This is a genomic window from Streptomyces sp. CC0208, assembly GCF_003443735.1.
In the GTDB taxonomy this organism is placed as follows: Bacteria; Actinomycetota; Actinomycetes; order Streptomycetales; family Streptomycetaceae; genus Streptomyces; species Streptomyces sviceus.
This window is the reverse complement of record NZ_CP031969.1, coordinates 8,283,718-8,308,466: the sequence shown is the minus strand read 5'-3', so window position 1 is coordinate 8,308,466 and position 24,749 is coordinate 8,283,718. Positions and strand designations below refer to the sequence as shown.

The following is a 24,749-nucleotide window of genomic DNA, read 5'->3' as shown; positions in this document are numbered from 1 at the left end:
CAGTGAGCAGCACACCCTCGAACGCACGCCAACGGAAGCCCGTCATGGACCAGGACAACAATCACCGGCCGACCACGGTGGAACCACGCCGCCGCGTCGAACTCGACAGTGTCGAGGCGCTTCGCCTGCTGGGCAGCGTTTCTCTGGGGCGGATCGTCTTCACCCAGCACGCCCTGCCGACCGTCCGCCCGGTCAACCACGTCCTGGACGGCGGTGACATCGTCATCCGCACCCACGAGGCCGCGGCCCTGACCTCGCACGCCCGGCAGACCGACGGCCCCGGAGTCGTCGTCGCCTACGAGGCCGACGACATCGCCCCGGACACACATCTGGGCTGGAGCGTGGTGGTGACGGGATACGCCCGCCTGGTGACCGACCCCGCTGAGCTGGCCCGGTATCAGGGGATGATGCGCCCGTGGACGGAAGGGGCCATGGACCAGGCGATTCGCATCCATCCGGACCTGGTCACCGGCGTCCTGCTCACCGCGGACGGCCGCCCGGGCGAGGTCTGAACCACGCCCGGGCGGCCCGTGGAACCGGGGGGCAAGGGGCGTTCACCGGGTGGGGACGACGAGCACAGGGCAGTGCGAGCGGTGCAGGAGAGCGTGGGTGACCGCCCCCATGAGTGGCCTCGACCAATGCGTGTGCCGGGGCGGCGTGGACAGTGAGGCTTTCGACCTCCACGTCGGGGTGTTGTTCGCAGATCGCTGCCATGGCGAAGCGGGGGACCGCCTCCTCCGCCCGGCCGTGCAGAGCCAGGCGCGTCTGTCCCGGGCTCGTCGCCGGTATCGGCGAGGGCAGTTCGGGGGTCGTGTGCCGGTGCGTCCAGGAATGAAGCACCTGAGCACCGCGCCGCTCGGCCTCCTGCAAGGCGTACAGGGCGGCCGCCACGTCGGTGTCGCTCTCCAGGCCGAGCAGTCCCGCGACGCGGCCGAGGCCAGGACCGGTCCCGCTTCGTCACGGTCGGGCACGGCGTACACCACCCGCAGCGCGGTCCCGCGGTGGGCCGCCTCGTCCGCGGCCAGGTCCAGTGCCCGGGTGGAGGCCAGAGAACCGTCCACTCCGGCTACCACGTGATGGCGGAGAGTCATGACTCGGCTTCCCTTCTGCGCGCGCTCTGTCGGTCTGCTTCCACTGGCGATGGTCGTCGTCCGCCGCTGTCCGGGGCAGGGGTCGAAGGCACCTGCCGAAACGCCGCACGGCCCTTTGGAACAGGGCCGTTCGGTGGAGGCGGCAGGATGGTCAGACAGTGATCCGGCGCCCGGTGATCGTGCGCGGCTCGATCCGCATCCAGAGGTCACGGTGGCCGCCCGCCCAAGGAGCGGTGTACGCCCGTTCGTCGAGCCGACGTGTCTCGTCAGGATCCGTGACGGTATGCGCGGGCCCGCACGCGAGCACGCTCCAGCCACTGCTGAAGGCGTCGTCGATGCGATCGACCTCAAAGGCAACCTGGTGGCCGGACGCCAGCGAAGGCGTCGCACCCGAGGCCGTCCGGAAGACGATCGCGCCGTCGACGACGCTGTAGTTGACCGGCACGACGACCGGCGCCGAAGGCGTCGACACCGCGATTCGCCCCACGCCGTGCGTGCCGAGCAGGGACCTGCACTCGTCCGTGCTCAGCTCCGTGAACTCGGGGCTGCGAGCGGCTTCTCCGAGCCCCGTCGGAAGATCAGCAGCTCCGCCGGTGAGCTCCGACACCGTGGTCTCCAGGGCGGCGGCCAGAGTCAGGAGCGTGCCCCTGTTCGGAGACGCGCCGGGATGCTCCTCCAGGTACTTGAGGTAGCTGGGCGCCACGCCCGCCCGGACGGCTGTCTCCCGTCGGGCCAGGCCAAGGTGTAGGCGCCGGGCAGCGAGCCGACGCCCCAGGTCGCCCGACGGCCGTTCCGCTGTCGTGGCGGCGTCGGTCCGTGTCCGTTCGGGCATGGCCCTCACATCCCTTCTTCAGACCGCGCGCACGGCGACGGCATCGTGCTGCTCCTCGCCGAGCACGACCTTGAGGGCGCCGGTGTCGCCGGCGCGGGCGAAGACGTCGTACGCCTCCTCCATGTGGTCGAGCGGGAAGGTGTGGGTGACCAGCTGTGCGGTGGGCAGCCGTCCGGCGGCGGCCATGCGCAGCAGGGTGGGGGTGGAGTAGGTGTCGACGAGACCGGTGGTGATCGTGATGTTCTTGATCCACAGGTCTTCGAGGTGCAGGGTGGCCGGCTTGCCGTGCACGCCGACGTTGGCGACGTGGCCGCCGGGCCGGACCATGCGGGTGCACAGTTCGAAGCTCTCCGGCACGCCCACGGCCTCGATGACGACGTCCGCGCCGAGCCCGTCGGTGAGGTCGGCGATCAGCTGTTCCGGAGCCTCCCGGGCGTCGGCCACCGCGTCGGCGCCAAGCTTCCTGGCGGCCTCCAGCCGGGAGGGGGCCAGGTCCACCGCGACGATCCGTTCGGGGGTGAACAGCCGGGCGGTCGCGATCGCCGCCAGTCCGATGGGACCGGCGCCGACGACGGCCACGGTGTCTCCGGGACGCACGTGTCCGTTGAGCACGCCCACCTCGTAGGAGGTCGGGAAGATGTCGGCCAGCAGGACGGCCTCCTTGCTGTCCATGGCGGCGGGCAGGGGGTGCACGGACAGGTCGGCGTGAGGGACGCGGACGTACTCGGCCTGGGTGCCGTCGATCAGGTGGCCCAGGATCCAGCCTCCGCCGCCCCGGCACTGGCCGTACATCGTCCGACGGCAGTGGGCGCACCGTCCGCACGCGCTGATGCAGGAGACCAGGACCTGGTCCCCCGGCCGCACGGTCCGGACGTCGCTGCCGGTCTCGACGATCTCGCCGACCGCCTCGTGCCCCAGCACGGTGCCGGGAGGCACCTCGGGGACGTCGCCCTTGAGGATGTGCAGGTCCGTGCCGCAGATGGTGACGGCGCGGACGCGCACGATCGCGTCGGTGGGCTCCTTGATGGCCGGGTCCGGGACCTCTTCCCAGGCCGACTGTCCCGCGCCGTGGAACACGTAGCCTTTCATGGCGCTCCTCACTCCACTCGCTCGGTTACGGAGCCCGGGTCCGGCCGCGAGGCGTCGACTGCCAGTACGAGCCTGGCGCCGTCCCCGCGCCGGATGTGCCCCGCAAGTCCAGCCTGGCCCGTGTCCAGGAGTGTCGCTTGGGCCGGTCGGGCCACTTCCGGGGCCGGACGGGGCCCGACCGCTGCACAGGGCAGCCACGAGACACCGCGTGGGTCCACCAGGCCCAGCCCGCAGGGCCGATCGGCCCTTCCGTCCCGTCCACCGGCGCACTTGGATCTCACCATGTCCGAAAAGCGCACGAGGCCCGCACCGCCCATCTCGGTCCGTACGAGCGACGGAACGACCGTCGTGACGCTGTACGGCGAGATCGATCTCGTGACGGCGATACCGCTGGCATCCGGCCTCGACGCCCTGTCCTCGGGCCCGCACCCGGACCTGGTGCTCGACCTGCGCCCCGTTTCCTTCATCGACTGCTCCGGCCTGAGCGTCCTGTGCCGGACCTGGAACCGGGTCCGGGCGCGGCAGGGCAGGCTCCGGCTCGTCACCGAGGACGGCGGTTTCCTGCGGGTTCTCCGCGCTGCCGGCCTTGGCGGGGTGTTCGAGGTGGGCACCCACCTGGCGCCTCCCGGGGCCGAACGGCCCTGCTCCCGGCCGGGAACCGGTCCCGAGCGGCCCCGCGATGCCGTCTTCTCGGCCCATGTGACCGTCCGCCCAGGACTGCCACCTTCGAGGGAGTGACGACTGGAGGAGGTGCGGAGGCATGGACGGCGACAAGCCCGCGCTGCAGAAGCGGTTCTGGCGCTGGCGGAGCAATCCGCTGCGACGCCACGACGACATCGTCGAGGCCTGGCTCGTACTGGCCGTGTGGGCGGTCGTCGCGGTGGGCGGCACGGCCGCCGGTCTGGTGACCGCGCACGCCACCTACGAGACGCTCGCCGAGCACCGTGCCGAGCGGCACTCCGTCCGAGCCGTCCTCCTCACCGATGCGTCCGAGCACGCGTCATCGGTCCGCTCGTCGAGCGACCAGGCCCTTGCCGACGTCCGCTGGACGGCACGCGACGGCTCCGTCCGCACCGACCGCACCCTGGTCGACACCGGCCTGCGGGCCGGGAGCCATGTGGTGCTCTGGCAGGACGACCAGGGCAGCCTGGTCACCCGACCGCCGAGCCCCGCGGAGGCCGCCGTCGAGGCGGGTGCCCTGGGTTCCTTCGCCGGGCTCGCCTTCGCCGGCCCCGTGTGCGCCCTGGGCGCCGTCGCACGATGGCGGCTGGACCTGCGGCGCATCGAGGCGTGGGGCAGGGAGTGGGACCTCGCGGGGCCGCAGTGGGGGCACAGGACCACCTGAAGGCACTGTCCGTCGTCCACTCGAGAAAGGGCCAACCTCATGGAGCACGTCATCGTTGCCCGCACCGACCGCCCGGAACGTGCAGGGGCAGTGGTCCGATGGGCGGAGCGGGAGGCGTCGCTGCGTGGCCTGCCGCTGAGGGTGCTCGGCGACTCGCGGTCAGAGATCCCGGACGGGACGAAGCTTCTCGTGGTCGGCACCTCGGATGTCGGCCTGGGGGACTTCGCATGTCCTGTCGTCTTCGTACCGACCGCTCCCTTTCCCGAGCGTCCCGGCGCCGAGGTCGTGCTCGCCGTGAACGTCCGCGAACCCGCTGAGGCGGCCGTCGACTTCGCCTTCGACGCCGCCCGGGTGCGGGGCGTACGGCTGCGGGCGGTGCACGCCTGGCGATTCCCCTCCTGCGCGGCTGAACTGCCCTTCGGCGTACCGGAGGAGGACCGCGGGGCCTGGGAGGACCACGAGGTGCAACTGCTGGCCGACGTACTGCGGCCGTGGCGGAAGAAGTACCCGCAGGTGCCCGTGCTGGAAGACGTCCGGCTGCTGCCTCCGGCGCAGGCCCTGCTCCAACGGTCCGCGAGCGCCGGGCTGGTGGTCGTGGGCCGGCGGCCCGGCGGCGCACCAGGAGCGGTCACGCGGGTGCTCCCGCGGGAGTCCCTGTGCCCTGTCGCCGTCGTGCCCGCATAGGCCGGTTCGGCGACGTCCCCGGTGCCCGCTGTCCGGGCACCGGGGACGTCGCCTTCGCCCTCCTCACGTCTCACGTGCCGTCGACTCGCCTGCTATGCGCCCTGCCCAGGTCTCGATCTGGGTGAAGTCCCGGAAGTCTCCGCCCTTTCCGGAGCGCAGGATCATCCTGGCCACCCATCCCTTCGCACCTTCCTCGAGGCAGCCGCCGAAGGTGACGTGTTCGTTCGCGTCCAGCTCCGTCATGGCCTTCCGCACGCCGGGCACGGGCGGGATGTCCCGCTCGGCGGCCGAGGCGTCGAGCGGCCCGCTGCTGAAGAGCCAGAGCGGGCGTTCGGCGAGACCTCGGTGGTGGCGACGGACGAAGCGGCGGGCGTCCTTGTGCCAGCGTCCGGCGTACAGGCCGCCGCCGACCACGACGGCGTCGTACGGGGACACGCTCGTCACGGAGCGGGCGGGCAGTGCCTCCACTGTCAGACCGTCCTTGCGCAGGACCTCGGCGATGGCTTCGGCTATCTGTGCGGTCGACCCGTTCGTCGTTCCGTAGGTCACCAGCACCTTGCCTGTCTTGCCGGTCATGGGGTCCGCCTCCTCTCACAGCTTGCGCAGCCAGTCGTCGGCCACACCGTGCAGTGCCTGTTCGTCGGGCTGGAGCCGTTCGTCGTCCAGGAGCCAGGTGAGTTTGTCGACCACGGCGACCACGCCGTCGATCTGTCGGGTCATGGAGACGGCGATCTCCGTTTCGCTCTTGCGCTCCATCTGGCCGGTGAGGATGACGACCCCTTCCGCCACGGAGGCGTCGATGCTGCGGGGCGGCACCCACAAGGCGCGAATCAGCACCTCCTGGACGACCTGTTCGCGGATCTCCGGGTCCGGCCGCAGAAAGACCTGGAGCAGGTCGCGGCGGGTGACGATGCCGACGAGCCGGTGTTCCTCGTCGAGGACGGGCAGCCGCTCCACGCACCGCTGGGCCATCGTCCGGGCGGCCTCGACGATGCTGTCGTCGGCGTGCACGGTGACCGGCGGCTCGGTCATCAGCCGGCCGGCCGTACGCGCCTCGACCTTCGCGGCCTGCTGCCGGGCACTGCGCGTCAGCGCGGGGAGCCACCGACGGCGCGGGGGGCCGAAGGGATCAGGGGTGGCCGCCTGGCGCACCACGAGGTCCGTTTCGGAGATGACGCCGATCACCTTGTCGTCCTCGTCGACGACCGGAAGTCCGCTGATCCGGTGGTCGGCGAGCAGCCGCGCCACCTCCTTGAACGGGGTCCCGTACGTGGCCCGGACGACATCACTCGTCATCACGGAACCGACCTTGTCGTGCTTCATGGCTGGTCCTCCTCAGCGAAGTCGGCGCAGATAGGGGTCGTAGGGCCGGCGCGGCAGCAGGCGGACACGTGCGTCGAGCACGGTGACCTGACCCGCAGCCGCGAGGACCGGGTTGAAGTCGGCCTCCGCGAGCTGCGGCAGATCTGCGGCCATCCGCGACAGCCGCAGCAGCAGGTGTTCCAGAGCTTCGAGGTCGACAGGGGCGCTGCCGTGCACGCCGAACAGCAGGGGGGCACAGCGCGGGGATGTGATCAGGTCGTGCACGTCGTGGTCGGAGAGGGGGGCGAGCCGGGCCGCGTGGTCCGCGAGCACTTCGGTGGCCGTACCGCCGAGGCCGAACATGACCAGTGGCCCGAAGACCTCGTCCTGGACGACACCCGCGAACAGTTCGGTGCCGCGGGCGGCGAGCGGCTGTACGACCACCCCGGTCATCAGCCCGGCGAACCGCGTCTCCAGGTCGCGGAACGCGGACCGAACTTGAGAGTCACCCCGCAGGTCGAGGTGGACCGCGTGCTGCTGCGTCTTGTGCACGAGCCCTGGCCAATGGGCCTTCATGACCACCCGGCCGTCGAAGCCGCGCAGCCGGTCGGCCGCGAGAACGGCGTCCTCCTCGGTCTCCGCCCAGCCCCAGGGAATCTGGGGGATGCCGTAGCAGGACAGGAGCGCGGCGCAGGTGCGCGGGTCGAGCCGGCCGCCGTCCGGATGCGCCCGCAGATGGTCATCGACGATGGTGTGCGCACGCCGGGTGTCGACGCCCGGGACCTCGGGCACGGTGCCCGCAGGACGGGCGAGCCAGGCAGCGCGACGGGCGGCGTGGGCGAATGCACGGGCAGCAGCGTGCGGTTCGGCGTACGAGGGGATGGTGGCGCCGTCCGCTGCGGGCAGCAGCTCGACCGGCAGGGCCTGTCCCAGGCGTACGACGGCGATCGGCCGGGCCCTGTGTCCGGGTGCTCGGGTGAGTGCCCGTACCAGGTCGTCGCCGGTCGCCTCGGCAACCGCGGTGGGGACCAGTGCCACCAGTACGGCGTCGATGCCCGCACTTGCCATGAGCCGGTCCACGCAGTCGCCGAGCTGTTCCTCCGTCACCGCGGCGGTGGCGTCGACGGGGTTGCCGATCGAGGCGCCGTCGGGGAGTACGGCGAGGAGTCCGTCGATCACTGCGGGGGTGAACGGAGGCAGGACGAGCCCGGCCTCCGCGCAGGCGTCCGCCGCCAGGACTCCGGCGCCGCCGGCATTGGTGACGACGGCGACCCGTGAGCCCTCCGGCAGCGGCTGGGAGTGCAACAGGGCGGCGGTTTCGAGGAGTTCACCGACCGAGCGGGTCGGGGTGATCCCGGCCTGGGTGAACAGGGCCTGGCGGGTCATGGTGGGCGTCGCGGCGGCCGCGGTGTGCGAGGCGGCGGCACGGCGTCCGGCATCCGTGCGGCCGGCGTCGACGGTGAGCACCGGCATCCGGCGGGTCACCCGGCGGGCGGTACGTGAGAAGGCACGCGGATTACCGAAGGACTCCAGGTGCAGTAGAGCAAGGTCGGTGCGGCCGTCGCTCTCCCACCACTGGAGCATGTCGTTGCCGCTGACGTCGTACTTGTCGCCGAGGGAGACGAACGAGGAGACGCCGATACCGAGCCGGGACAGCCCGTCCAACAGGGCGATGCCGACACCACCGGACTGCACGGCGACTCCCGCCGTGCCGGGGCGCGGGTGATCCGCCGCGAACGTGGCGTCCAGGCTCAGTTCGGGGTCGGTGTTGGAGATACCCAGGCAGTTCGGCCCGACGAGACGCATGCCGTGGGTACGGCAGGCGGACAGCAGTGCCCGGGCCTGGTCGGCGTCCAGCCCCGCGGTGACGACCAGGAGGGCTCGTACGCCCGCCTTGCCGCATTCCTCGGCGGTCGCCGGGATCGCGGCGGCGGGTACGGCGAGCACCGCGAGGTCGGGAGTCCTGGGAAGGGAGCTGATCGCCGGGTGACACGGCACCCCCAGGATCGAGTGCGCCGCCGGGTTCACCGCGAACAGACGGCCGGCGTAGCCACCGGTGTGCAGATGGTGGAGGATCGCCCGGCCGACAGACCCGGGTGTGCGTCCGGCGCCGACGACCGCAACGGCCTTCGGCCGCAGCACGGGCTGGAGACTGGCCACGTCGGCGGAGCGGCCGCGGGACTCCACGGCCGACAGATAGGCGTCGTCCTCGTCGAGCGCGACCGTGCAGCGCACCTCCGGGCCCTCGAAGTGCCGGGCGGTGCGCAGACCGAGGTCGGCGAAGAGCCGGAGCACCTCGTGGTTCTCGCTGAGCGCGTCTGCGGTGAAGGTGGTGATGCCGTCCGCGCGGGCCGCGGAAACCAGGTGCTCGACGAGCAGGGTGCCCACACCCCGGTGGTGCAGCCCATCGGCCACGGCGATGGAGATCTCAGCGGCGTCCTTGTCGTCGCCCGTGTCGTACTCGGCGAGGCCGATGACCCGGCCCTGGGTCTCCGCCAGCAGGGCGCGGTAGCCGGATCGGGCCGGCGCACAGGCGCGGTCGGCGGCCAGGGCGGCCGACCGGCGGCTCGCCGCGAAGAACCTGAGCCGCAGGTTCTCCGGGGACATCTCCTCGTAGAGCCCTTCCAGCTGATCGTGGTCTCCGGGCACCACGGGGCGGATGCACACGGTGGTGCCGTCCGCGAGCAGGGCGTGGACCGGGGATCGGTTGAGCACGTCGTCCGTCATGGGGGATCTCCTCCAACGCCTTTCGGCACTTCGAGCATCCAGCGGATCGTGGCCGGTTCCCATGGGCTGTCCGGGTGCTCCGGGGGGCCGGTCGGCCCAACGTTTCCGCTGGTCGTCCCCTCCAGGACGTGTCAGTCGTCGGCGACGAGGGCCGTGAGGTCGAGCAGCCGGTTGGTGTAGCCCCACTCGTTGTCGTACCAGCCGAAGACCTTGACGAGCGTGCCGTTGGCCTGGGTGAGGACCGGGTCGAAGATGCAGGAGGAGGGATCGCCGATGACGTCGCGGGACACGATGGGCGCCTTCGACACCCGGAGGATGCCGTGCAGCGGTCCCTCGGCGGCCGCGGTGAACGCTTCATTGATCTCGTCCACCGTCGCTTCGCGGCGCAGGACGACGGCGAGGTCGGTGAGGGAACCGTCCTCGACCGGAACACGGACCGCGATCCCGTCCAGCGCCCCGGCCAGCTCCGGCAGCACGAGCCCGACGGCGCGCGCGGCGCCCGTACTGGTCGGGATGATGCTGAGCGCTGCCGAGCGTGCCCGGCGCAGGTCCTTGTGCGGGCTGTCGATCAGGGCCTGGTCGTTGGTGTAGCCGTGGATGGTGGTCATCATGCCGCGGTCGATGCCGAAGGTCTCGTGCAGCACCTTCACCATGGGGGCGACGCAGTTGGTGGTGCAGGAGGCGGCCGAGATGACCCGGTCCTGGCTGCGGTCGTACGTCGTGTCGTTGACGCCCATCACGATGGTGGCGTCCGCGTTCTTGCCGGGCGCGGACAGCAGCACGGTGTGAGCGCCGGCCTTCAGGTGCAGGGCGGCCGCGTCGCGGTCGCGGAAGCGGCCGGTGGACTCGACCACGATGTCGGCGCCGTAGTCGGACCAGTGCAGGGCGGCCGGGTCGCGTTCGGCGCTGACGGCGATGCGCCTGCCGTCGACGGTGATCGAGCTGTCGTCGTGGAGGACCTCGCGTCCGATGTGTCCGAACGTGGAGTCGTACTCCAGGAGGTGGGCCAGGGTGGCGGGCGAGGTGATGTCGTTGATGGCGACCACCTCGACGTCCTGGATGCCCGCTTCGGCGCGGTCGAGTGCCGCGCGGAGATAGGTGCGGCCGATGCGACCGAAGCCGTTGATGCCGATACGTACGGTCATGGCGGTGAACTCCTGTGCGGGGAAGGGGCTTTCAGGCGTTCCAGGCCCAGTCGGCGACCTCGGGCAGGTCGGTGCCGTGTTCGCGGATCCAGGCATGGTGCCGGGTGCGGGCGTCGGCCATCTCCTGTCGTACGGCGGCGGCGCGGACGGCGAGTCCGGGGACGCGGTCGATGACGTCCATGACCAGGCGGTAGCGATCGAGGTCGTTGCGGACGACCATGTCGAAAGGTGTGGTCGTGGTCCCGGACTCCTTGTAGCCGCGTACGTGCAGGTTGGCGTGACCGGTGCGGCGGTACGCGAGGCGGTGGATGAGCCAGGGGTAGCCGTGGTAGGCGAAGATGACCGGCTTGTCGGTGGTGAACAGGCCGTCGTACTCGAAGTCGCTCATCCCGTGCGGGTGTTCCTCGCGCGGCAGCAGCCTGGTCATGTCGACGACGTTGACCACACGGACGGCGAGCTGCGGCAGGTGGCGACGCAGCAACTGCGCGGCGGCCAGCACCTCCTGGGTGGGCACGTCGCCGGCGCAGGCGAGCACCACGTCCGGTTCGCCGCCGTTCTCGGTTCCCGCCCAGTCCCAGATCCCGGCGCCGCGGGCGCAGTGCGCCTTCGCCTGGTCCATGGACAGCCAGTCGAAGCAGGGCTGCTTGCCGGCCACGATCACGTTGACGTAGTCCCGGCTGTGCAGCGCGTGGTCGGCCACCGACAGCAACGTGTTGGCGTCCGGCGGCAGGTAGACACGGACGACCTCGGGGCTCTTGTTGAGGACGTGGTCGACGAAGCCGGGGTCCTGGTGGGAGAAGCCGTTGTGGTCCTGTCGCCACACATGCGACGTCAGCAGGTAGTTGAGGGAGGCGATCGGAGCACGCCACGCCAGTTCCCTGGACGTCTTCAGCCACTTGATGTGCTGGTTGACCATCGAGTCGACGATGTGCACGAAGGCCTCGTAGCAGGAGAACAGTCCGTGCCGGCCGGTCAGCAGATAGCCCTCCAGCCAGCCCTGACAGGTGTGCTCGGAGAGGATCTCCAGGACCCGGCCGTGCCGGTCCAGGTGCTCGTCCACCGGCAGGTGCTCGACCTGCCAGGCCTTGCCACTGGCGTTGAAGACGGCCTGCAGTCGGTTGGAGGCGGTTTCGTCGGGTCCGACGACCCGGAAGTCGCGGCTTGCCGAGGTGTCGTGCATGACCTTTTCGAGGAGGTCGCCGAGGATCCGGGTGGGCTCGTGCAGGGTGGTACCCGGCTTGTCCACAGGTACGGCGAAATGGTCGAGGGACGGGATCGGCAGGTCGCGTACCAGCAGGCCGCCGTTCGCATACGGGCTGGAACCGAGACGCCTGACGCCTTCGGGCACGCAGGCGAGGACGTCCGCGACGGGCCGGCCGTCGGCGTCGAACAGCTTCTCAGGGTGGTACGACCGCAGCCAGGCCTCCAACTGCCGCAAATGCTCCGGGTTTTCGCGCACGCCCGCCAGCGGGACCTGGTGCGCGCGCCAAGTGCCCTCGACGGGGACACCGTCCACCTCCGCGGGGCCGGTCCAGCCCTTCGGGGTGCGCAGCACGATCATGGGCCAGTGCACGCGGCCGGAGACGCCCTCCTCGCGGGCGCTGGACTGCATCACGGCGATGCGCTCCAGCGCGTCGTCGAACGCGGCGGCCATGGCCCGGTGCACCTGGAGCGGATCGTCGCCGGTCACGTGGATCGGCTCGTGGCCGTAACCCCGCATCAGCTCGTCGAGTTCGGACTCGGGCAGGCGGGAGAGCACGGACGGGTTGGCGATCTTGTAGCCGTTGAGGTGGAGGATCGGGAGGACAGCCCCGTCGTGCACCGGGTCCAGGAACTTGTTGGAGTGCCAGGCAGCCGCCAGCGGTCCGGTCTCCGCCTCGCCGTCCCCGATCACACAGGCGACCAGCAAGTCCGGGTTGTCGAAGGCGGCCCCGTACGCGTGGGCGAGCGAATATCCGAGCTCGCCGCCCTCGTGGATCGAGCCCGGGGTCTCCGGGGCGACGTGGCTTGGCACGCCACCTGGGAAGGAGAACTGTCGGAACAGTCGCTCCATCCCCTGGGCGTCCCGGGAGACGTCCGGGTAGGTCTCGCTGTAGCTGCCCTCCAGCCAGGAGTTCGCGAGCACGGACGGCCCGCCGTGCCCCGGACCCCACACGCACAGCGCGTCGAGCCCCCGTGCCTTGATCACCCGGTTGAGGTGTGTGTACACGAGGTTCAGTCCCGGGGAGGTGCCCCAGTGGCCGAGCAGCCGCGGCTTGATGTGCTCCGGCTTCAGGGGCTCGGTCAGCAGCGGGTTCGCCATCAGGTAGATCTGTCCGGCGGCCAGGTAGTTGGCGGCCCGCCAGTGGGCGTCCAGAGTGCGCAGTTCGTCGTCGGAGAGTACCGACAGAGCGGTGGCGTCCAGGTGTTCGGCCTTGGGCATGAGTGGCTCCGGAAGTCATCGGTACGGGTCATCGGGACGGTGGCGTTGACGGCGCGTCTCCCAGCAGCGGGTCGTCGCGCTCACGCCTGTTCGGGCACGATCGCGACCGGGCAGGCGGAGTGGTGCAGTACCCCATGGGCCACCCGGCCCAGCTGGAGCCCGAACTGCCGTGGATGGCGCCTGGCCCCCAGGATCAGGAGGTCGGCGTGGTGCGAGGCCTCCACCAGCACGGTCCGGGCGGGACCCTCGACGGTGCGGCGGCGCAGTTCGACATCGGCGGGGGCGTCCTGGAGTGCCGCGTCCAGGGCCTCGACGGCTTGCTGTGCGTGCAGCCGGGCGGGCTCCCCGGCGAGCAGCGGGTGGTCGGTGCTCTCGTGCGCGGGGCACCGCCAGGCCCGTACGGCTTCCACCGGCACCGCGCGCCGCCGCGCCTCCTCGAAGGCGAAGTCCAGGGTCGTCTTCTCGCCTACCCCGACGACGATGCGGCCGTGCCGTCCGGACCGGGCCTGGTTGTCGTGGTTGCCCCGGACGACGATCATCGGACAGTGCGCGTGGCCGGCCACGGTCAGGCTCACGGAGCCCAGCAGGGCCTCGGTCATGCCGCCGCGGCCGCGGGTGCCGGTCACCAGTGCGCAGGCGTTGCGGCTCTCGCGGACCAGTGCGTACTCGGGCTCCTCGAAGACGACCTCCGAGGTCACCTTCAGGTCTGGGTGGCGGGTGCCGGCGCGCCGGACGGCATCCCGGACGAGGTCCTGCGGCAGCACCCCTCCGGCGGGTTTGCCGAGGTCGTGGGCGAGAGCGGACCCCTCGTAGCGTTCCCACAGGCATGCGTTCACGATCCGCAGCGGCACGCTCCTAAGGACGGCCTCGTCGGACGCCCAGTCGACGGCCCGCAGACTCGGCTCGGAGCCGTCGACACCGACGACCACCGGGAGATCCATCGACATCGCGCTCACCGCCCCGCACCGAGATCGAAGACGATCCTGGCCCTGACCTGACCGCGCAGCACGTCCTCGATGGACTCGTTCACGGAGGCGAGAGGGCGGGTCTCGGAGATGACCCGGGTGCGGCCGGCCGCGTGCAACTGAAAGACCTCTGCGAGGTCCTGCCGGGTGCCGACGATCGAACCGATCACGCTCGTGCCGTTCAGGACCGTGTCGAAGATCGGGACCCGGATCGTGCCGTGCGCGGGCAGAGCGACCATGACGAGCTTGCCGCCGCGCCGCAGCCCGGAGTTGACCGCGGTGAACGCTTCCTCGTTCACGGCCAGAGCGATCGCAGCGTGGGCCCCGCCGTACCGCTTGAGGGCCTCGCCCACGTCGTCCTTGCGGGCGTCGATCACCAGGTCCGCGCCGAGTTCGGCGGCGAGGTCGAGCTTCTCGTCGGTGACGTCGATCGCCGCGACCTGCGCTCCGACGATCTTCGCGTACTGCACCGCGAGGTGCCCGAGTCCGCCGACGCCGGAGATCGCGACGAGTTGCGTGGGCCGCACGCCGGCCACCTTCAGGGCCTTGTACGTGGTCACGCCGGCGCAGGTCAGCGGGGCGGCGTCGACGGCGGTGACGCCGTCCGGCACCGGCTGGGCGAAGTCGGCCCAGGCCAGCATCTTCTCGGCGTAGCCGCCGTCGCAGCCGTAGCCGGTGTTGATCTGCCCCTCACACAGCGTCTCCCAGCCGGACAGGCAGTGCTCGCACCGCCCGCAGGCCTTGCCCAGCCAGGGCACGGCGACCCGCTGTCCGACGGACAGGTGGGCGACCCCCGCGCCGAGCTTTTCGACCAGGCCCACGCCCTCGTGGCCGGGCACGAAGGGTGGGTTCGGCTTGACGGGCCAGTCGCCGCGGGCGGCGTGGATGTCGGTGTGGCAGAGCCCGGAGGCTTCGACACGGACCCGGACCTGGCCGGGGCCGGGTTCGGGGTCGGGGCGTTCCTCGATGACCAGGGGCTCGCCGAAGGCTCGTACGACCGCTGCCTTCATGGTTCAACTCCTCAGATCTTCCAAGTCAGTTGTGCGGGACGACAGCGATGGGCGCGGTGGAGTGGTGCAGGACGGCGTGGGTGACGGGGCCGATGTGGGCGCCGAGCGCGGCGCGGCGGATCCGGCGGCCCACCACGACCAGGGAGGCCTCACGGGAGGCGTCGACGAGGTGGTTGCCGGGGCTGCCGTAGGAGGACTCCTCGGTGACCTCGACGTCCGGGAACTTCTTGTGCCACGGCCGCAGGACCTCCGCCAGGGTGGTGGCCTCGCGCCGGGCCAGTTCTCCGTGGAGTTCCAGGTCGACGGAGAGCCCGTAGGCGTAGTACGGCGGGGGGTTCCAGGCGTGGACCACCCGCAGGGAGGTGCTCCGGCGGGCGGCGGCCGCGAACGCGAACTCGATCAGCTCCTCGTCCGGGCTCTCGACGTCGAGGCCGAGGACGACGGGCCGGAACGGGGTGACGGCGGACGGGATGCCGGCCGGGTCCATCTCGTGCTCGTCGGCGGCCTGCTCACCGGCCCGGACCAGGACGACCGGCCGTTCGGCGTGGGCCACGGCCGACAGAGCGACGGAGCCGACCATGAATCCACCGATCCCGCTCAGACCGCGCGAGCCCAGCACCAGCAGCTCGGCGTCCTTCGCCGCGTCTGCCAGCATGTCGGCGGGACGGCCGGACAGCTGCTCGGTGGCGACGTCGAGGCCGGGGTGGCGCAGACGGACACCTTCGGCCGCCTCGCGGGGAATCCTCTCGGCCCAGTGCTGATGGGTCTCGGCGCCCAGAAGCGGCGCCTGCGCCATGGGGGCCGGCACCGGCTCCCAGACATGCACCAGCTTCAGTGGCAGTCCGAGCAACTGTGCCTCGCGGGCCGCCCACTCGGCCGCCGCGCGGCTCTCACTCGAGCCGTCGAGACCGACGGTGACGGTGCGGGTCATGATCTCCACCTCCTGAATCGGGGGTTTTCCCAATTCGAGCTTCGTCTTCGGATGAGGCCCATGGCAGGGGCCGCAGGTCCCTGCCATGGGCCGACCGGCCCAGGCCCGCCTTGGCGCGGCGGACCCTCGCTTGCCCTTGATGGGGCCCGCCGCGCCTCCCGCGGTCACCGCAGCCAGCGGCTGTGGCGGACGAGGGGGAGCTTGGCCCAGAACTTGCCGAGACCGAAGGTGTCGCCGGCAGAGGCGGCGACCAGGGCGATCAGGACGACCGCGTAGATGAGGTGGTAGTCCACGAAGGGGTTCGTCGACATGCTCGGCGAACCGTCGGAGAGGTGCTGGGCGGGCGGCCACTCGGCGACCCACATCAGCGCCGTCATCGCGGTGCCGGCCACGGCCGCGAACCGCATCGCCACACCGGCGATGAGCGCGACACCGATCCCGAGCAGACCGAGCATGAACAGCCAGTCCGCCCACGGGTCCCCGGCCCAGGAGTGGAACGTGGACTCCATCGGTCCGGCGACGACACCACTGAGGAAACCCTTGGTCGGCGAGCCGCCGTCGATCCAGCCCTTGCCGGACGGAGTCGCGTAGCCGAAGCCGAAGGTCTTGTCGAGGAAGGCCCACAGGAAGACGAACCCGGTGAGCAGGCGCAGGGACGCGAGGACGTAGGCCTGCGCGGTGTGCGTGGCGCTGAGTGCCGACACGCCGGACTCGGATGCGGAGGCGGTCCGGTTCCTGCGGAAGGACGACAGGTGGAAGCCGGAGCTCCGGTGAGGGTGCTCGTGCACGGCCATGGTGGTGATCCCTTCAAGGAGGGTGAGTCCGTTCGTTATCTGACGTCCCTCACTGTCGTCTCGTGCGGCGGTGGCCACCGGATGCCGAAGGTCCGCGGGTGCAGGGCTGAACGGCCCTGTGCTCATGGGCCGTTGGGGTGCATGCTCGGCCTTCGACGCGACGGGCACGGCTCATCTGTCGCGAGGGGGTGACTGTCGGGGGATCCTGAGACCGATCGAACGGAGAAGGGCGGCGCATGTCGCAGGACGCGGGCAGAAAAGCTCCTAGGTGGCGTGACCTCGTGCCCGGAGTCGTCGCCCTCCTCGGATACCGGCGCACCTGGCTGAGGGGCGACCTGCTGGCCGGTGTCACCGTGGCCGCGTACCTGGTGCCGCAGGTCATGGCGTACGCGGGGGTGGCAGGGCTCCCGCCGGTCACCGGGCTGTGGGCGATCCTGCCCGCCCTCGCTCTGTACGCGCTATTCGGCTCCTCGCGCCTGCTCTCCGTCGGTCCCGAGTCCACGACCGCGCTGATGACCGCCACCGTGGTCGCCCCGCTGGCCGCCGGCAGTCCGGCGCGCTACGCCGCCCTGGCGGCCACGCTCGCCGTCACGGTCGGACTGCTGTGCCTACTGGCGCGGGCCGTACGGCTCGGTTTCCTCGCGGACCTGCTCTCCCGACCGGTCCTGATCGGGTACCTGGCGGGCGTGGCTCTGATCATGATGGTCGACCAACTGCCCAAGCTCACCGGCGTGAAGACGACCGGCTCGGAGTTCTTCCCCCAACTCTGGTCCTTCGTACGGCACGTGGCTGACGCCCACACGGCCACCGTCGCCCTCTCCGCCGCCGTGCTCGCGTTCCTGTTCACGGTGTCGCGATACGTCCGTGCCGTGCCCGGCCCGCTCCTTGCCGTGGTCCTCACCACGGCCGCCGTGGTCTCCCTCGACCTCGACGAGCGGTACGGCGTCAAGGTGATCGGCGAGGTCCCGTCGGGCCTGCCCACCCTCGCGTGGCCGGATCCGGGCGAGCTGCCCCGACTCGTACTGCCCGCGCTGGGGGTGCTCATCGTCGCCACCGCCCTCGACGCGGTCGATGAACTCCGGCGTGAACTCACCGGCCGTGGCGTCGTGTTCGCCCTGGCCCGGGTCAAGCAGGACCTCTTGGACGACTTGGAGGCGTACGGCCTGGCGGACTCCGTGGGTCCGGATCTGATCTTCCCGACCCTGCCGACGGCAGTGGCGGCGTACCGTCGCTGGCTCACGACCAACACCGGTTAGACCGGGCTGCACCATGACAGCGGCAGGCTGCCGACTTGCCGTAACACCATGCCGGCGTCTCCGGGAGGCGCTCCGGTCGGACGGCTCCGGCCTTGTCGCGGAGGCTCGTTTCCCTCCGCAGGCCCTGACCGGTGCGGCTCGCTACCTGATCGACCGCTTCACACCCGTTCAGTAGGCCATCAAGCCGTGCGCGCGGAACCGCTCCCGTACCCGCTCGACCGCATCCCGTGCCGGGGTCGGGGTGTCGCGCAGCGGGAACGGGAGGCCGAGGGCCTCGTACTTCGAGGCGCCGAGCTTGTGGAACGGCAGGACGTCCACGCGGTCGACCGAGCGAAGCCCCGCCACGAAGTCGGCCAGACTCTCCACGGACTCCGCGTCGTCCGTCCAGCCGGGCACCAGGACGTACCTGATCCACATCCGGACACCGAGCCGGTCGAGACGGTTGGCGAGGTTCAGGGTGGGCGTGAGTTCACCGCCTGTCAGACGCCGGTAGGCCGCGCTGTCGAAGGACTTGATGTCCAGCAGCACCAGGTCGGTCCCGGAGAGGAGTTCGTCGCTGGCGCGCGCACCGAGGAAGCCCGAAGTGTCGAGCGCCGTGTGCAGTCCGGTGTCCTTGCAGCGGCGCAGGATCTCGCCGGTGAAGGCGGGCTGGAGCAGCGGCTCGCCGCCCGTGACGGTCACCCCGCCGCCGGCCGTGGTGACGAAGGCGCGGTACTTCTCGATCTCCCGCATCACCTCGTCCACGGATGTCTCCTTGCCGTCCCGCATGTGCCAGGTGTCGGGGTTGGCGCAGTACAGGCAGCGGAGCGGACAGCCGGAGACGAAGAGGACGAACCGGGTCCCGGGACCGTCCACACCGGTGGACAGGTCCCAGGAGTGGATCCGGCCGTTCATCGTCCCCGCCATCGGGCTCACAGCGTTCCGTGGAAGGTACGGCTGATCACGTCGAGCTGCTGCTCGCGGGTCAGCCGGACGAAGTTGACGGCGTAGCCGGAGACGCGGATGGTCAGGTCCGGGTACTTGCCGGGGTTCTCCATGGCGTCCTCCAGCGTGGTGCGGTCGAGGACGTTGACGTTCATGTGGAAGCCTCCCGCGGCCATGTACGCGTCGAGGATGCCGACCAGGTGACCTGCCCGTTCCTGCGGGCAGTGCCCCAGGCCCTCGGGGGTGATGGTCGTGGTCAGTGAGATGCCGTCGCGAGCCTGCTCGTACGGCAGCTTGGCCACCGACAGCGCGGAGGCGGCCACCCCGTGCCGGTCGCGGCCGTTCATCGGGTTGGCGCCGGGGGCGAAGGGCTCTCCGGCGCGGCGGCCGTCGGGGGTGTTGCCGGTGTGCTTGCCGTAGACGACGTTCGAGGTGATCGTCAGCACGGACTGGGTGTGCTCGGCGTCCCGGTAGGTGGGGTGCTCGCGCACCTTCGCCATGAAGGACTCCACCAGGTGGACGGCGATGCTGTCGGCGCGGTCGTCGTTGTTGCCGTACGCCGGGAAGTCGCCCTCGGTACGGAAGTCGACGGCGAGGCCACCGGCGTCCCGGAACACCTTCACCCGCGCGTGCTTGACGGCCGACAGGCTGTCCGCGGCGACCGACAAGCCGGCGATGCCACAGGCCATGAAGCGGTGCACGGGGTGGTCGTGCAGCGCCATCTCCACGCGCTCGTAGGCGTACTTGTCGTGCATGTAGTGGATGACGTTCAGCGCGTCGACGTACGTCTTCGCCAGCCAGTCCAGGACCCGGTCGTACGCCGCCGACAGCTCGTCGTAGTCCAGGTACTCCCCGGTCAGCGGAGGCGTCGGCGGGGCGATCTGGTCGCCGGTCATCTCGTCCCGGCCGCCGTTGACGGCGTACAGCAGAGCCTTGGCGAGGTTGACCCGGGCGCCGAAGAACTGCATCTGCCTGCCGACCGCCATCGCGGAGACGCAGCAGGCGATCGCGGTGTCGTCGCCGGTCCGCGGACGCGTCAGGTCGTCGGACTCGTACTGGACGGCGCTGGTGTCGATCGAGACCTGGGCGCAGAACTCCTTGAAGCCGGTGGGCAGTCGCGGCGACCACAGCACGGTGAGGTTCGGCTCCGGAGCCGGGCCGAGGTTGTAGAGGGTCTGGAGGAAGCGGAACGAGGTGCGGGTCACCAGGGTCCGGCCGTCGGCGCCCATGCCCCCGATGGACTCCGTCACCCAGGTCGGGTCGCCGGAGAACAGGGCGTCGTACTCGGGGGTGCGCAGGAACCGTACGATCCGCAATTTGATCACGAAGTCGTCGATCAGTTCCTGGGCACGGGACTCGTCGATGAGACCGTCCGTCAGGTCGCGCCGGAGGTAGACGTCGAGGAAGGTCGACGTGCGGCCCAGCGACATCGCGGCGCCGTTCTGTTCCTTCACGGCGGCGAGATAGCCGAGGTAGAGCCACTGCACGGCCTCGTGGGCGGTGGTGGCGGGACGCGAGACATCGCAGCCGTACGTGGCTGCCATCTCGGACAGTTCGCCCAACGCCCTTGTCTGTTCGGCGAGTTCCTCCCGGTCCCGGATCACATCGGCCGTGGAGGGACGGACGTCCAGCAGCGCCCGCTCAGCTCGCTTGGCCTCGATCAGCCGGTCCGTGCCGTACAGCGCCACGCGCCGGTAGTCGCCGATGATCCGGCCACGGCCGTAGGCGTCGGGCAGCCCGGTGATGATGCCCGCCTTGCGCGCGGCGCGCATCTCGGGTGTGTAGGCGTCGAAGACACCGTCATTGTGGGTCTTGCGGTAGGTCCCGAAGACCCTCGTCACGAACGGGTCGGGCTCGTAGCCGTACGCCTCCAGTCCGTTCTCCACCATGCGCAGCCCGCCATTCGGCATGATCGCGCGCTTCAGCGGGGCGTCGGTCTGCAGGCCGACGATCAATTCGCGGTCGCGGTCGATGTAGCCGGGGGCGTGCGAGGTGATCGTGGAGGGGGTGGCGGTGTCGACGTCGAGGACACCGCGGCTCCGCTCCTCCGGGAAGAGCGCGCTGACCGTCTCCCAGACGGCGCGCGTCCGGTCGGTGGGGCCGGTGAGGAAGGACGCGTCGCCCTCGTACGGTGTGAAGTTGGCCTGGATGAAGTCGCGCACGTCGACGCGCTCACGCCAGCCGGTTCCAGCGAAGCCTCGCCAGGCATCGGTCGCCGTCCGGTCATCTGCTGTCACGGTGACGGTCATCGGCGGTCCCCTCTCGTGCTCGTTCCTGCGCGCAGGTGCCTTCCACCTCTGATCCTGGTGAGCGGTACCGGCGGGGACGAGTGCCGACCAGGGCCGTTGACGGGACCGTGTGGCCCTGTCCATGCGCCGACCGGCCCCAGGGCCCGCATCCGAGGCGCCTGTCGCGGCCGGTCCGCCGGCGTGCGCGACGAACCGGGCGGTGGCCTCCGCCCTTCGCACCACTCGGTTCAGTGGTGCACCAGGGCCCGGCGTGGCCGGTCGGCCCAGTGAGGCGTCGTGGCCGTGCGGTCGTCGGTCTGCCGACGCTGCCGACGGCGCTCCTGCAGCCGTACGACCAGCGTGTCCAGCGCGGCACTCACCACGAAGGTGACCGCCGTCGAGGTCACCAGGAGAACGCCGAACAACTTCCAGAAGTCGGGTGTCAGTGAGGTACCCACAGAACTCACCCCCTCCAATGGCCGGGTTGTCTCACACCCTCATGGAACAGCCGAGTCGGCGTGGCCGCAGCGTGCCGCAGGTCCCCTTGCCGGAGCCGAGTGGCCCGGCCTATGGACCGGGTGGCCCATGGTCTGCTGCCCGCCGTCGGACAGACGCTGGCCATGGCAGTTCCTACATCCCGTCGGGAGGCACGCCATGATCACCACCCCTACGCCCAGCATGCTGCGCGCCCTGCCGGCCGAGCACCGGCACCGGCTCATGCGCGTCGCCCGCGAGGTCTCCTTCCCGCAAGGGGCGCGCCTGTTCGAGGAAGGCGGCAAGGCCGACCGGTTCTGGATCGTGCGCACCGGCACCGTCGAGCTCGACATGCACGTGCCCGGTCGCCGCGCGGCCGTCATCGAGACGCTCCGGCACAACGAGCTCGTCGGGTGGTCCTGGCTGTTCACCCCCCATGTCTGGCACCTGGGCGCTGAGGCGACAACCCCGGTAAGGGCCTACGAGTTCGACGCCACGGCCGTTCGCCTGATGTGCCAGGAGGACCCGGCCATGGGCAACGCCATCGCCCAGTGGGTCGGTGGCGTGCTGGCCCACCGCCTGCGCTCCGCCCGTACGCGATTGCTGGACCTGTACGCCCCGTACGGCGCGGGCAGCCACGTCTGACCGCTCACACGGGCCGAAGCGACACGAGAGGGAGCCACCATGCACGGCACCCCACACATCGTCAGCGACGTCATGACTCACACGGTCGCCGCCGTCGGCCGCAAGGCCACCTTCAAGGAGATCGTGCGGCTGATGCAGGACTGGAAGGTCAGCGCCCTGCCCGTACTCGAGGGCGAGGGGCGCGTGGTCGGCCTCGTCTCCGAGGCAGACCTCCTGCCCAAGGAGGAGTTCCGCGACAGCGACCCCGACCGCTACACGCAGCTGCGCCGCCTGTCCGACCTGGCGAAGGCCGGCGCGGTCACCGCGGAAGAACTGATGACCTCCCCGGCGCTCACCACCCGCCCGGACGCCACCCTCGCCCAGGCCGCCCGGACCATGGCGCACTCCAGGGTCAAGCGGCTGCCGGTCGTGAACGAGCTGGGCATGCTGGAGGGCATCGTCAGCAGGGCCGACCTGCTCAAGGTGTTCCTGCGTGGTGACGAGGAGATCGAGGAGGAGGTCCGCCGCGAGGTGGTGGCCTACCTCTTCCCCCCGCCGGGCTCGGCGATCCGGGTCCAGGTGAACGACGGCGTGGTGAAGCTCGCCGGGCGCGTCCGGGACACGTCCTTGATCCCCGTGGCCGCCCGTCTGGTACGTGCTGTGGAGGGCGTGGTGGACGTCGAATTCGAGCTGGTCGGCCGTGAGCACTCCGACGGTTCCCCGGACCCCCAGGCCGCACAGCCGGGGAAATCCGCTCCCGCTTAGTGATTCGAGACCTGGCCATACCCTGAAGCCACCGGCGCTCCACGTCAGATGAGGAGCCAGGACGTCGTACTCAAGGCTGTACATCGGCGCTGAACGGCTGTCGACCGGACCTTCGTGCGCTGTGCCTTCCGCATCGGTCACAGCCCCTCATGGACAGAACCAGCCTGGGTGCCGCATGCAAGATCTCACCGGTCGATCCCTCTGGCAGCAGGGGCCATCAGGAGCTGCGCACGGGGCCAGTGAGGGCACGTTTCGACGCCGAGCGGGGCCGGTCGGCCCTAGTGCATCAGGGCCCGGCGCGCGATGATCGGCCTCACGGGAACCCGCAGCCCGTCCGCCACCGGGGAACAAGGGGTCGTCATGACCGGGACACGCACCTTCACCGACCAGGATCCGATCCGTGTCTTCCTGCTCGACGACCATGAGGTCGTACGACGCGGTATCACCGACCTGCTCGACGCCGAACCGGACATCTCGGTGGTCGGCGACGCGGGCACCGTGGAGCACGCCCTCGTCCGCGGCCCGGCCCTGCGCCCGGACGTCGCCGTGCTCGACGTACGGCTCCCGGACGGAGACGGCATCACGGTCTGCCGGGAGCTGCGCAACCAGATGCCGGAGCTGGCCTGTCTGATGCTGACCTCGTTCGACGACGAGGACGCCCTGCTTGACGCCATCATGGCCGGGGCCTCGGGCTACGTCCTCAAGCAGATCAGGGGCTCCGACCTGGTCTCGGCCGTGCGCACGGTCGCCTCGGGCCAGTCGATGCTGGACCCCGCGACCACGGCCCGCCTGATGCGCTCGCTGCGTGCCGACCCCGCCGAGACACCCGCCATGGCCCCCGAGCTCGCGAGCCTGTCGCCCCGCGAGCGGGACATCCTCGCCCTGATCGGCGACGGCCTGACCAACCGCGAGATCGGCAAGAAGCTCTACCTGTCGGAGAAGACCGTCAAGAACCACATCTCCCGGCTCCTGGCCAAACTCGGCGTCCAGCGCCGCGTCCAGGCCGCGGTCCTGGCCTCTCATCTGGAGCAGTCCGAGACCGGCGAACGCCCCACGAAGTGAGCGAAGGGGACGACCAGGACCCACCCCGGGCCGGACGGCCCCTGCTCCTGTCGGCGTGCCGAACGCCACGCTGGTTCGGTCACCCATAAGCCCCGCTGCATCCCATGGCGTAGGGCGGGGAGAAGCCCGCGATGCGTACTGCCGTCCTCGACGCGAGGACCTTGGAGACGCTGGTCTCCGCGGCCGTGGCCGCACCGTCGATCCGCAACACCAGCCCTGGCCCTTCCGACTCGACCCGGACACGCTCACGCTGGAGATCCGCGCGGCGACGCAACGCGGCCTACGCCACATCGACCCGACCGGGCGGCCCCTGCACGTGTCCGTCGGCTGCAGCAGTGGAGCACTTCGGCTGGGAACCAGTGACGCGGCTGCTCCCGCGCCCCGGCAGCCGATTCCCCTTCTCGGCGCGGCCGTTGCCCAGCGCTGTGATCACCGAACTCACCGAAGCCGCGCACGCGGAAGAGGCCCGCCGACAGCGTCCTTCAGCTCACCAGGGAGGCAGAGCACCGCAACACCACCGATGCGGACCGGGCCATGGATAGCCGCCGCTGGTTGGCAGAAACAAACAGCACTGGCCCGGGCATGACCGCATCCCGATGCGGGACTTCGGCGCCCACCGCCACGCGGAGGTGCTCACAGCCCGAACCTTCGAGAGGCACCCGACGATCACAGTGCTGTCCACGGCGCACGACCGCCGGACCGACTGGCTCCGCGCCGGACAGGCCCGCGAACGGATCCTCCTCGGCGTACCGTACCCGCGGGACCGATCGAACGCGGCCCGAGCCACGTGCATCGAAGTGATGCGTCGTCACCTTTGAGAAGCGACGCCGATCTTGATGCCGACCATCCCTCTTTTGTGCCAACTAAAAATCCTCGTCACAAGCGTGTGACCAGGATCGATAGTTGGCACTAGGGGACGTTCGTGACCTGCGCTGATGCCAAGTAGCTTCAGCATCTTGAAGTGCGGAATCAGAGAGATAGTTGGCACTTTGGTACAGCGCAGGTCAGGAGGGGTCTTGCCGCATTCGAGCATGGCATGTACCGGGCGATTCCCGATAGCAAGGCCGCCTGAAGCCGGC

The 24,749-nt window shown here is 70.5% G+C and carries 22 protein-coding genes and 1 pseudogene; 8 read left to right on the top strand and 15 right to left on the bottom strand.

Features of this window, described 5'->3' with window-relative positions; translation table 11 throughout:
* Window positions 1-44: 44 nt before the first annotated feature.
* Window positions 45-512 carry a pyridoxamine 5'-phosphate oxidase family protein gene (locus tag D1369_RS38135; protein ID WP_007379896.1) on the top strand — a complete coding sequence of 156 codons (468 nt, stop codon included), beginning with the start codon at window positions 45-47 and terminating at the stop codon, window positions 510-512.
* 42 nt (window positions 513-554) lie between these two features.
* Here D1369_RS38135 and D1369_RS38130 read toward each other — a convergent pair.
* From D1369_RS38130 to D1369_RS38120, 3 genes and pseudogenes are all read right to left on the bottom strand, one after another.
* A pseudogene (locus D1369_RS38130) lies at window positions 555-1,091 on the bottom strand (universal stress protein).
* A 151-nt stretch (window positions 1,092-1,242) separates the two neighbouring features.
* A complete protein-coding gene (locus D1369_RS38125; protein WP_037898911.1) occupies window positions 1,243-1,923 on the bottom strand; it encodes a pyridoxamine 5'-phosphate oxidase family protein in 681 nt (226 codons plus the stop codon).
* 18 nt (window positions 1,924-1,941) lie between these two features.
* Window positions 1,942-3,012: a zinc-dependent alcohol dehydrogenase family protein gene (locus tag D1369_RS38120; RefSeq protein ID WP_007379898.1), complete on the bottom strand. Its 1,071-nt coding sequence runs from the start codon at window positions 3,010-3,012 to the stop codon at window positions 1,942-1,944.
* 282 nt (window positions 3,013-3,294) lie between these two features.
* Between D1369_RS38120 and D1369_RS38115 the strand changes: the two genes are divergently transcribed.
* The 3 genes from D1369_RS38115 to D1369_RS38105 are packed head-to-tail and all read left to right on the top strand — an operon-like array spanning window position 3,295 to window position 5,041.
* Entirely contained in the window at window positions 3,295-3,750 is a 456-nt protein-coding gene (locus D1369_RS38115) for an STAS domain-containing protein (protein WP_082319351.1), read from the top strand.
* Between the two features lie 22 nt (window positions 3,751-3,772).
* Window positions 3,773-4,357, top strand: coding sequence for a hypothetical protein (locus D1369_RS38110; protein ID WP_118082913.1), 585 nt, complete (start codon window positions 3,773-3,775; stop codon window positions 4,355-4,357).
* Window positions 4,358-4,396: 39 nt separating this feature from the next.
* Window positions 4,397-5,041 (top strand): universal stress protein, encoded by a 645-nt coding sequence (locus tag D1369_RS38105; protein ID WP_007379901.1) that lies wholly within the window; start codon window positions 4,397-4,399, stop codon window positions 5,039-5,041.
* 63 nt (window positions 5,042-5,104) lie between these two features.
* On the opposite strand, the gene D1369_RS38100 is transcribed toward D1369_RS38105, so the two are convergent.
* The 9 genes from D1369_RS38100 to D1369_RS38060 all read right to left on the bottom strand — a co-directional run bounded on the left by D1369_RS38100 (window position 5,105) and on the right by D1369_RS38060 (window position 16,337).
* Window positions 5,105-5,617, bottom strand: coding sequence for a flavodoxin domain-containing protein (locus tag D1369_RS38100; RefSeq protein WP_118082911.1), 513 nt, complete (start codon window positions 5,615-5,617; stop codon window positions 5,105-5,107).
* A gap of 15 nt (window positions 5,618-5,632) precedes the next feature.
* Entirely contained in the window at window positions 5,633-6,364 is a 732-nt protein-coding gene (locus D1369_RS38095; protein ID WP_037898914.1) for a CBS domain-containing protein, read from the bottom strand.
* Window positions 6,365-6,376: 12 nt separating this feature from the next.
* Window positions 6,377-9,070, bottom strand: coding sequence for a GNAT family N-acetyltransferase (locus D1369_RS38090; RefSeq protein WP_007379904.1), 2,694 nt, complete (start codon window positions 9,068-9,070; stop codon window positions 6,377-6,379).
* A gap of 131 nt (window positions 9,071-9,201) precedes the next feature.
* Window positions 9,202-10,215, bottom strand: coding sequence for a type I glyceraldehyde-3-phosphate dehydrogenase (gene gap, locus D1369_RS38085; protein WP_007379905.1), 1,014 nt, complete (start codon window positions 10,213-10,215; stop codon window positions 9,202-9,204).
* Between the two features lie 31 nt (window positions 10,216-10,246).
* On the bottom strand, window positions 10,247-12,637 hold the full coding sequence (locus D1369_RS38080) for a phosphoketolase family protein (RefSeq protein WP_118082909.1): 2,391 nt from the start codon (window positions 12,635-12,637) through the stop codon (window positions 10,247-10,249).
* An 80-nt stretch (window positions 12,638-12,717) separates the two neighbouring features.
* Window positions 12,718-13,584, bottom strand: coding sequence for a universal stress protein (locus D1369_RS38075; protein WP_007379908.1), 867 nt, complete (start codon window positions 13,582-13,584; stop codon window positions 12,718-12,720).
* A 5-nt stretch (window positions 13,585-13,589) separates the two neighbouring features.
* Complete coding sequence (locus D1369_RS38070; protein WP_007379909.1) at window positions 13,590-14,612, bottom strand: zinc-dependent alcohol dehydrogenase; 1,023 nt, start codon at window positions 14,610-14,612, stop codon at window positions 13,590-13,592.
* Window positions 14,613-14,637: 25 nt separating this feature from the next.
* Window positions 14,638-15,543, bottom strand: a complete 906-nt coding sequence (locus tag D1369_RS38065; RefSeq protein ID WP_007379910.1) for a universal stress protein — start codon at window positions 15,541-15,543, stop codon at window positions 14,638-14,640.
* Between the two features lie 164 nt (window positions 15,544-15,707).
* Entirely contained in the window at window positions 15,708-16,337 is a 630-nt protein-coding gene (locus D1369_RS38060) for a DoxX family protein (protein ID WP_007379911.1), read from the bottom strand.
* Between the two features lie 236 nt (window positions 16,338-16,573).
* Here D1369_RS38060 and D1369_RS38055 point away from each other — a divergent pair, with 236 nt between their 5' ends.
* Window positions 16,574-17,593, top strand: a complete 1,020-nt coding sequence (locus tag D1369_RS38055) for a SulP family inorganic anion transporter (RefSeq protein ID WP_007379912.1) — start codon at window positions 16,574-16,576, stop codon at window positions 17,591-17,593.
* A 168-nt stretch (window positions 17,594-17,761) separates the two neighbouring features.
* On the opposite strand, the gene pflA is transcribed toward D1369_RS38055, so the two are convergent.
* From pflA to D1369_RS38040, 3 genes are all read right to left on the bottom strand, one after another.
* Window positions 17,762-18,499 (bottom strand): pyruvate formate-lyase-activating protein, encoded by a 738-nt coding sequence (gene pflA / locus D1369_RS38050; protein WP_082319352.1) that lies wholly within the window; start codon window positions 18,497-18,499, stop codon window positions 17,762-17,764.
* A gap of 5 nt (window positions 18,500-18,504) precedes the next feature.
* The gene (gene pflB / locus D1369_RS38045; RefSeq protein ID WP_118082908.1) at window positions 18,505-20,766 is read right to left on the bottom strand and encodes a formate C-acetyltransferase; all 2,262 of its coding nucleotides are present in this window, start codon (window positions 20,764-20,766) and stop codon (window positions 18,505-18,507) included.
* A 227-nt stretch (window positions 20,767-20,993) separates the two neighbouring features.
* Window positions 20,994-21,203: a hypothetical protein gene (locus D1369_RS38040; protein ID WP_037898919.1), complete on the bottom strand. Its 210-nt coding sequence runs from the start codon at window positions 21,201-21,203 to the stop codon at window positions 20,994-20,996.
* Between the two features lie 196 nt (window positions 21,204-21,399).
* Between D1369_RS38040 and D1369_RS38035 the strand changes: the two genes are divergently transcribed.
* The 3 genes from D1369_RS38035 to D1369_RS38025 all read left to right on the top strand — a co-directional run bounded on the left by D1369_RS38035 (window position 21,400) and on the right by D1369_RS38025 (window position 23,670).
* On the top strand, window positions 21,400-21,864 hold the full coding sequence (locus D1369_RS38035; RefSeq protein ID WP_037898922.1) for a cyclic nucleotide-binding domain-containing protein: 465 nt from the start codon (window positions 21,400-21,402) through the stop codon (window positions 21,862-21,864).
* Window positions 21,865-21,903: 39 nt separating this feature from the next.
* A complete protein-coding gene (locus tag D1369_RS38030; protein WP_037898924.1) occupies window positions 21,904-22,608 on the top strand; it encodes a CBS domain-containing protein in 705 nt (234 codons plus the stop codon).
* Window positions 22,609-22,968: 360 nt separating this feature from the next.
* Complete coding sequence (locus D1369_RS38025) at window positions 22,969-23,670, top strand: response regulator transcription factor (protein WP_007379916.1); 702 nt, start codon at window positions 22,969-22,971, stop codon at window positions 23,668-23,670.
* Window positions 23,671-24,749: the final 1,079 nt, after the last annotated feature.